Origin of the sequence: Oleiagrimonas sp. (assembly GCF_027858935.1) — a bacterium.
Taxonomy (GTDB): Bacteria; Pseudomonadota; Gammaproteobacteria; order Xanthomonadales; family Rhodanobacteraceae; genus Oleiagrimonas.
The window spans coordinates 1-7748 of the sequence record NZ_JAQIBU010000055.1; the positions used below are offsets into that span (position 1 = coordinate 1).

Genomic DNA, 7748 nt, shown 5'->3' on the forward strand with positions numbered 1-7748 from the left:
CGCAACGTCAAGGCCACCGATGCGGTGATGGATTCGCCCGCCTGCATCGCCATTGACGAGGCCGAGAATCGCCTGCATGTGCAGAAGGCGATCATGGCCGCGCTTGCCGGTTCGGCCTGAGACGCCAGCATGCACCTTCCCGAAGCCTTCCATGAAACCCGCGACGATGCACTGGTGGCGCTGATGCGCGCGTACCCATTCGCCACGCTGGCCACGGCGGACGGCGCGGGTCTGGAAGCCGAGCATCTTCCGCTGCTGACCATGGCGGACGGAAGTCTGCGAGGCCATGTCGCTGCCGGCAATCCGCTGGCGCGCGCCGACGGCGCCGCGGTGCTGGCCATCTTCCACGGTCCCGATGCCTACGTCAGCCCCAACTGGTATCCGAGCCGGTACGAGACCGGGCGCGAAGTGCCGACCTGGAACTACGCCGTGATCCACCTGCACGGCCATCTGCGCGTGACACGCGACCGCGCCTGGCTGCGTGCGCTGCTGGAGGATCTGACCGACCGCCACGAGCGCGGGCTGGCGCAGCCCTGGCACATGGCCGATGCTCCGGCGGACCACATCGAGACGGCGCTCGGCGCCATCGTGGGGCTGGAGATCAAGGTCGAGCGCATGACCGGAAAGTTCAAGCTCAGCCAGAATCATCCGGAACGCAACCGTCGTGGCGTGATCGAGGGTCTGCGGCAGCGCGACGGCGATCACGATGGCGCACTGGCGTCACTCATGCTGCAGCGCGAGAAGGATACAGGTGCATGCTGATGACGGCATTCAGCGGGGTCCGGGAATAAATCGCGTATTCCGGCCCATTCACCGATCAGAGGTTTTCGTTTTCACACCCTGGCAGACATCATGACCAACGCAACTTCCAACACCGGCAACAAGGACATCGTTCTGGCCTTTTCCGGCGGCCTCGATACCAGTTTCTGCGTGCCCTATCTGAAGGAACGCGGCTACGCCGTGCATACCGTGTTCGCCGACACCGGCGGCGTTGACGCCGACGAACGCGCGTTCATCGAACAGCGCGCCAGCGAATTGGGCGTGGCCAGCCATCTCACCGTGGATGGCGGGCCGGCCATATGGGAGGGTTTCGTCAAGCCTTTCGTATGGGCCGGCGAGGGCTACCAGGGCCAGTACCCGTTGCTGGTTTCCGATCGCTACCTGATTGTCGAGGCCGCGATCCGGCGCGCCGCCGAGCTGGGCACCCGGGCCATCGCGCATGGCTGCACCGGCATGGGCAACGACCAGGTGCGCTTCGACCTGAGCGTGAAGGCGCTGGGCGATTTCGACATCGTCGCCCCGATCCGCGAGATCCAGAAGCAGCACACCCAGACCCGCGCCTACGAGCAGGCCTACCTGGTAGAGCGCGGCTTCGGCGTGCGCGCCAAGCAGCAAAGCTACACCATTAACGAGAACCTGCTCGGCGTGACCCTGTCCGGCGGCGAGGTCGATGATTGGCAGGCCCCGGGCGAAGGCGCGCGCGGCTGGTGCAAGCCGCGGGCCGAGTGGCCGGAACTGGCGCTCGAGCTGAAGCTCGACTTCTGCAACGGCGAGGCCGTTGCCCTGGATGGCGAGTCGATGCCGGGCGAGCAGTTGCTGGCCCATCTCAATGAACGCTTCGCCGCTTACGGCGTGGGTCGTGGCCTGTACACCGGCGATACCACCATCGGCCTGAAGGGCCGCATTGTCTACGAGGCCCCGGGCCTGGTCGCCTTGCTCACCGCGCACCGCGCGCTGGAAGAGGCGGTGCTGTCCAAGGCGCAGAATCGTTTCAAGCCGTTGCTCGGCAAACAATGGGTGGAACTGGTCTACGAGGGCTTCTTCCACGACCCGCTGAAGGCCGATCTGGAGGCCTTCCTGGCCTCCAGCCAGCGTTGCGTCAACGGCAAGGTGACGCTGCGTACGGAAGGCGCCAAGGTGGACGCGGTGGCGGTGGAATCCCCGCACATCCTGCGCGCCCGCGGTGCCACCTACGCGCAGACTGCCGACTGGGGCGTGGCCGAGGCCGAGGGCTTCATCAAACTGTTCGGCATGAGCTCCTCGCTGTGGGCTGAAGTGAACCGGGACGCAAGCGCATGAGTCAGCTGCTGGAGCCCACCCTCACCCACCTGCGCGCGCTGGTCGGTTTCGACACGCGCAATCCGCCGCGCGCCATCGACTCCGGCGGCATCTTCGATTGCCTTGAGGCGCAGCTTCCCGGTTTCAAGCTGACCCTGACCGACCACGGCGCCGGCGCGGTCAGCTTGCTGGCCGTGCGCGGCAAACCGCGCCTGCTGTTCAATGTGCATCTGGACACCGTGCCCGATTCCCCGCACTGGAGCGACAGCCCATTCGAGCTGCGCATCACTGAGCAGCGCGCCATCGGGCTTGGTGCGTGCGACATCAAGGGTGCCGCGGCGGCGATGCTGGCCGTGGCGCAGGCCAGCGAAGGTGACTGCGCCTTTCTTTTTTCCAGCGACGAGGAAGCCAATGATGCGCGCTGCGTACCGAATTTCGTGCGCGGCGATCACCCTTTCGAGGCGGTCATCGTGGCCGAACCCACTTGCGGCGAGGCGGTGCTTGCGCATCGCGGCATCAACTCGGTGATGGCTCGTTTTGCCGGTCATGCCGGGCATGCCTCGGGCAAGCAGGGGCGGTCCGACAGTGCGTTGCACCAGGCCGTGCGCTGGGGTTCCCGGGCGCTGGATGTTGTCGAGGGGCAGGCACACCAGCGCTTCGGCGGACTGACCGGCCTGCGTTTCAATCTCGGTCGCATCGAGGGCGGGATCAAGGCCAATGTGATCGCTCCCGAGGCCGAGGTGAAGTTCGGCTTCCGGCCTTTGCCGTCGATGGACCCGGATACCCTGCTCGACACCTTTCGTGCGTGTGCCGATCCCGCGCCGGCCGAATTCAGGGAAACCTTTCGCGGCCCCTCCCTGCCAGCCGGTGATGTCGCCGGTGCCGAGGCACGCAGGCTGATCGCGCGCGACCTCGCCGACGAACTGGAGGTTCCCATTGGCAACGCGGTGGACTTCTGGACCGAGGCCGCGCTGTTCTCGGCGGCCGGCTACACCACCATGGTGTTTGGCCCGGGTGATATTGCCCAGGCACATACCGCAGACGAGTGGGTGGCGCTGGACCAGCTGGCCACCTATGCCGATCACCTCTATCGAATCATCGACCATGGACACGCATAACAGCACCAGACAGACCATCGTCCGACTGCTCTCGAGCATGGGCAGCGCCAAGGAGATCCAGCAATACCTGAAACGGTTCTCGCAACTCGATGCCAAGCGCTTTGCCGTGGTCAAGGTCGGTGGTGCGGTGCTGCGTGACGACCTGGATGCTCTGGTGTCCTCGCTGTCGTTCCTGCAGCAGGTCGGCCTGACCCCGATCGTGCTGCACGGAGCCGGTCCGCAGTTGGACGAGGCGCTGGCCGCGGCCGGTATCGAGAAACAGATCGTGGACGGCCTGCGCGTGACCACGCCGCAGACGCTGGCGGTGGTGCGCCGTGTGTTCCAGGAGCAGAACCTGCGTCTGGTCGAAGCCCTGCAATCGGTGGACGCGCGCGCCACATCGATCCTTTCCGGCGTGTTCGACTCGCACTACCTGGACCGGGAACGTTTCGGCCTGGTGGGCCAGGTCGACAGCGTCAACCTGGCTCCCGTGGAAGCCAGCCTGCGGGTGGGCTCGATCCCGGTGATTGCCTCTCTGGGCGAAACCCCCGAGGGGCAGATCCTGAACGTCAACGCCGACTATGCAGCCAACGAACTGGTGCGTGCGCTGGAGCCCTACAAGATCATCTTCCTGACCGGCACCGGCGGCCTGCTGGATGAACGCGACCGCATCATCGACTCGATCAACCTGAGCACCGAGTACGACCACCTGATGGCGCAGCCATGGTTGCACTCGGGCATGCGCGTGAAGATCGAGCAGATCAAACAGTTGCTCGATCATCTTCCGCTGACATCCTCGGTCTCGATCACGCGGCCCGGCGAACTGGCCAAGGAATTGTTCACGCACAAGGGTTCCGGCACGCTGGTCAGGCGTGGCGAGCGGGTACTGGCTTTCGAGGACAGCTGGCACGGCATCGACAAAACACGCCTGAAGGCCTTGATCGAGTCCAGTTTCCGGCGCCCGCTGGTGGCGGATTATTTTGAGCGGACACGGCCGTACCGCGTCTACATCAGCGAGAACTACCGTACCGCCATGATCCTCACCCGCGAGCAGGGCTTCACCTACCTCGACAAGTTCGCGGTGCTGGACGATGCCCAGGGCGAGGGCATTGGCCGTGCGGTCTGGCAGGTCATGCGCGAGGCCAATCCGGGATTGTTCTGGCGCTCGCGTCACGGCAACGTGGTCAATGCCTTCTACAGCGCTGAGGCCGACGGCAGTTATCGGCAGGAGAACTGGAAGGTCTACTGGTATGGCCTGTCCGATTTTGCAGACATCGAACGTTGCGTGACGCACTGCGCGACGCGCCCGGCGACGCTGGGTGAAAAGGCATGAGTGCAGCATGGATCGCCTGGTCCTGCCCACAGGATCGAAAGTTCCGACGGCAGAACGCGGCGCGCGGTCATGTTTGCAAAAGCCTGAACTTGATCGCGGTGGAGCAGTGTATTCACTGGCACAATCATGGATCTGGCATGGCCCTCGAACACCTCGTAGCGAAGCGCGACGACGTGCTCCACCGGCTTCACCCGATGTACCGGGGAGGCTTTCGCGCCCGTGTGGTCCTTTCGACGCACTGTCTGGAGTATTCATCCGTGCGCAATCAGCGCAAAGACATGCTGGAGACAGAAACATGAGCAGTACCGTCGGACTCGTCGGCGCGCGTGGTCATACCGGTGCCGAACTGATTCGCCTGATCCAGTCCCACCCACATCTGCGACTGGGGTTCGTGTCTTCACGCGAGCTGGCCGGCCAGCGCCTGGATGCCCATCATCCGGACTATGACGGTGACCTGATCTTCGAGGACATGGGACCAGACGCAGTGGCCAGTCGTGGATGCCGGGTCGTGATCCTGGCGCTGCCCAACGGGGCCAGCGAGGAATACATCAAGGCAATCGACCGCACGGCGCAGGACACGGTGGTCCTTGACTTGTCCGCTGACCATCGCTTCGACCGGACGTGGTTCTACGGACTTCCGGAATTGACCCGCGATCATTACCGCGGGCAGACGCGGATCAGCAACCCCGGGTGCTACGCCACGGCCATCCAGCTGGCGGTCGCGCCGCTCAAGGACATGCTCGCGGGACCGCCGGTCTGCTTTGGTGTGTCGGGCTATTCGGGCGCGGGCACGACGCCTTCATCCCGCAATGATCCCGAGCAGCTGCACGACAACCTGATGCCGTACAGTCTCACCGACCATATGCACGAGCGCGAATGCAGTTTCCAGTTGGGCATTCCGGTGGAGTTCATGCCCCATGTGGCGTCGTACTTCAGGGGCCTGACCGTGACCTGCAATCTCTATCTGGACCGCGTGCGCACGCACGACGAGCTGATGCGCCGCTATCTTTCCCGTTATCAGAGCGAGCCTTTGGTGCGAGTGGTCAAGGATGCGCCCTGGGTCCGCCATCTTGTCGGCCAGCAGCGTGCGGAAATCGGCGGCCTGAGCATGGCTCCCGGTGGTCGGCGCGCGGTGATCGTGGCCTGTCTCGACAACCTGCTCAAGGGTGCGGCGACGCAGGCCATCCAGAACCTCAACCATGCCCTGAGCCTGCCGGAGTTCAAGGGCATTCCGGATACCTGATCCATGCAGCAACGGGAGCACACGGCATGCATTGGATCGATTGCATCAACCGTTGCCGCGTGCACGTTTTCTCCAACGGAGATTGGACTCATGCAAGGGCTTCGAAAATGAGTGACCTGCTTTGGCAAAAAGACGGTGTACGGGTTGATGCGCGCATCATGCGCTTCCTGGCCGGCAACGATGTCGTGCTCGACCGGGAATTCTTTCTGCACGACATCACCGCAAGCAAGGCACATGTCGAGGGCCTGGAGCGAATCGGCGTGCTGGATGCCGGCGAGCTGGATTCGATCCTCGCCGAACTGGATGCACTGGCCGCTGATTTTTCCAGCGGTGCGTTCGTGCTAGACGAGCGCCATGAGGACGGCCATTCGGCGATCGAGGCACGACTGGTCGAGCGCCTCGGCGATGCCGGCCGCAAGGTGCATACAGGCCGCAGCCGCAACGACCAGGTGCTGGTTGCCACCCGCTTGTGGCTGAAGGAGAAGCTTTCCGAGCTGGCGATGCTGTGCCACGACATCGCGCGGGTATGCCTGGATCGCGCCGCGGTCGAGGCCTTGCCGATGCCAGGCTACACACACCTGCAACGTGCCGTGGTCTCGTCCAGCTCGATGTGGTTTGCCGGTTTCGCGGAAGGTTACATCGACAATGCGTTGCGCGCCCACGATACGCGTACCTGGATCGACGCCAATCCCCTGGGCACCGCCGCCGGCTACGGGGTCAACCTGCCGCTGGACCGCGAGTACACCACCCGCCGCCTCGGCTTCACACGGATGCAGCTCAGCCCGGTCTATGCGCAGTTATCGCGTGGCAAGTTCGAGCTGGCGGCGCTGGATGCGCTGGCTTCGGCCATGCTCGACCTGCGCCGACTGGCCTGGGACCTCTCGTTGTTCACCACGACCGAGTTCGGCTTCGTGCAGTTGCCGGACGAATACACGACCGGAAGCTCGATCATGCCGAACAAGCGCAATCCGGACGTGATCGAGATGCTGCGCGCCAGTTACGCGCCGGTGGCCGCCGCACGCACCGAGATCGAGCAACTGCTGTCGCTGCCCAGTGGTTACCAGCGCGATCTGCAATTGGGCAAGGCATCGTTGTGGCACGGCGTTTCGCATGGACTGTCTGCATTGTCACTGTTGCCGGATCTTCTGGCACGATTCAACTGGAATCCGGCGGCCATGCGTGCGGCGATCGAGCCCTCGATGTACGCCACCGATGTGGCTATGGAACAGGCGGTCGCTGGCGTTCCCTTCCGCGTTGCCTACCGCGCAGCGGCCGCGGCCGCCAGTGAAAGCGGCGCCGGTCGCACGCCCGAGACGAGCCTGGCCGCGCGCGTGTCGCCGGGAGCCGCTGCAGCGCCTGGACTTGAAATCCTGCGTGATCGTCTCAATGCCTTGAAGGATAAGCAACGCGCAGTACCTGAGAGCAATCACTGAAGACGCATGACCAAACCGAGATCATTCCGCGAACAACCCGTACCCCCATGGAAACGTGCCGTGCTCAAGGTCGGCAGCAGCCTGCTTGCCGGTTCCGATGGCGGTTTGAGCACGCAGTACGTACTGGGCCTGGCGCAGTTCATCTCTGCCTGCCATACCTCCGGTCGCGAAATCGTGCTGGTCTCCTCCGGTGCCGTGGCGGCGGGGCGCATCCTGCTGCAGGACCACTCCGGAGAGGACACCAGCAGCGCTGCGCGCCAGGCCATGGCCGCGCTGGGCCAGACCCAGACCATCGCACTGTGGCAGCGGCTGTTCGATCGCCCGCTGGCGCAGGTGCTGCTGACGCACGATGACATGCGCAACCGGCGACGTTATCTCAATGCACGCGCCACGCTGCAGGAACTGCTTCGCCACGGCGTGCTGCCGGTGGTCAACGAGAACGACACCGTGGCCATCGACGAACTGACCCTGGGCGACAACGACAACCTGGCCGCCATCGTCGCCGCACTGGTCGATGCGGACCTGCTGCTGATCGCTACCGACATCGACGGCCTGTACACGGCCGATCCGCGCAGCGGCCCGGA

General features: G+C 64.4%; 8 protein-coding genes and 1 pseudogene. All 9 read left to right on the forward strand.

Features of this window, described 5'->3' with window-relative positions:
- Positions 1 to 120 (forward strand): annotated as a pseudogene (locus tag PF446_RS02215) (acetylornithine carbamoyltransferase); the annotation flags it as partial.
- Positions 121 to 129: 9 nt separating this feature from the next.
- Entirely contained in the window at positions 130 to 762 is a 633-nt protein-coding gene (locus PF446_RS02220) for an FMN-binding negative transcriptional regulator (RefSeq protein WP_298069262.1), read from the forward strand.
- A gap of 90 nt (positions 763 to 852) precedes the next feature.
- Complete coding sequence (locus PF446_RS02225; RefSeq protein WP_298069264.1) at positions 853 to 2079, forward strand: argininosuccinate synthase; 1227 nt, start codon at positions 853 to 855, stop codon at positions 2077 to 2079.
- Between the two features lie 5 nt (positions 2080 to 2084).
- On the forward strand, positions 2085 to 3176 hold the full coding sequence (locus tag PF446_RS02230; RefSeq protein WP_298069276.1) for an acetylornithine deacetylase: 1092 nt from the start codon (positions 2085 to 2087) through the stop codon (positions 3174 to 3176).
- Positions 3163 to 4488, forward strand: a complete 1326-nt coding sequence (locus PF446_RS02235; protein ID WP_298069266.1) for an acetylglutamate kinase — start codon at positions 3163 to 3165, stop codon at positions 4486 to 4488. The genes PF446_RS02230 and PF446_RS02235 overlap by 14 nt, the downstream gene beginning before the upstream one ends.
- A 137-nt stretch (positions 4489 to 4625) precedes the next feature.
- Entirely contained in the window at positions 4626 to 4787 is a 162-nt protein-coding gene (locus PF446_RS02240) for a hypothetical protein (protein WP_298069268.1), read from the forward strand.
- Positions 4784 to 5731, forward strand: coding sequence for an N-acetyl-gamma-glutamyl-phosphate reductase (gene argC, locus PF446_RS02245; protein WP_298069270.1), 948 nt, complete (start codon positions 4784 to 4786; stop codon positions 5729 to 5731). Before PF446_RS02240 ends, argC begins: the two co-directional genes overlap by 4 nt.
- A gap of 107 nt (positions 5732 to 5838) precedes the next feature.
- Positions 5839 to 7164, forward strand: coding sequence for an argininosuccinate lyase (gene argH / locus PF446_RS02250; protein WP_298069272.1), 1326 nt, complete (start codon positions 5839 to 5841; stop codon positions 7162 to 7164).
- A 6-nt stretch (positions 7165 to 7170) separates the two neighbouring features.
- The coding region (proB, locus tag PF446_RS02255) for a glutamate 5-kinase (protein ID WP_298069274.1) at positions 7171 to 7748 on the forward strand (578 nt) is incomplete at its 3' end.

Excerpts from the sequence above, each read along its gene's own strand:
- PF446_RS02240 (WP_298069268.1), top strand. The coding sequence starts at position 4,626 with ATGGCCCTCGAACACCTCGTAGCGAAGCGCGACGACGTGCTCCACCGG.
- argH (WP_298069272.1), top strand. The coding sequence starts at position 5,839 with ATGAGTGACCTGCTTTGGCAAAAAGACGGTGTACGGGTTGATGCGCGC.
- PF446_RS02220 (WP_298069262.1), top strand. The coding sequence starts at position 130 with ATGCACCTTCCCGAAGCCTTCCATGAAACCCGCGACGATGCACTGGTG.
- argC (WP_298069270.1), top strand. The coding sequence starts at position 4,784 with ATGAGCAGTACCGTCGGACTCGTCGGCGCGCGTGGTCATACCGGTGCC.
- PF446_RS02225 (WP_298069264.1), top strand. The coding sequence starts at position 853 with ATGACCAACGCAACTTCCAACACCGGCAACAAGGACATCGTTCTGGCC.
- PF446_RS02235 (WP_298069266.1), top strand. The coding sequence starts at position 3,163 with ATGGACACGCATAACAGCACCAGACAGACCATCGTCCGACTGCTCTCG.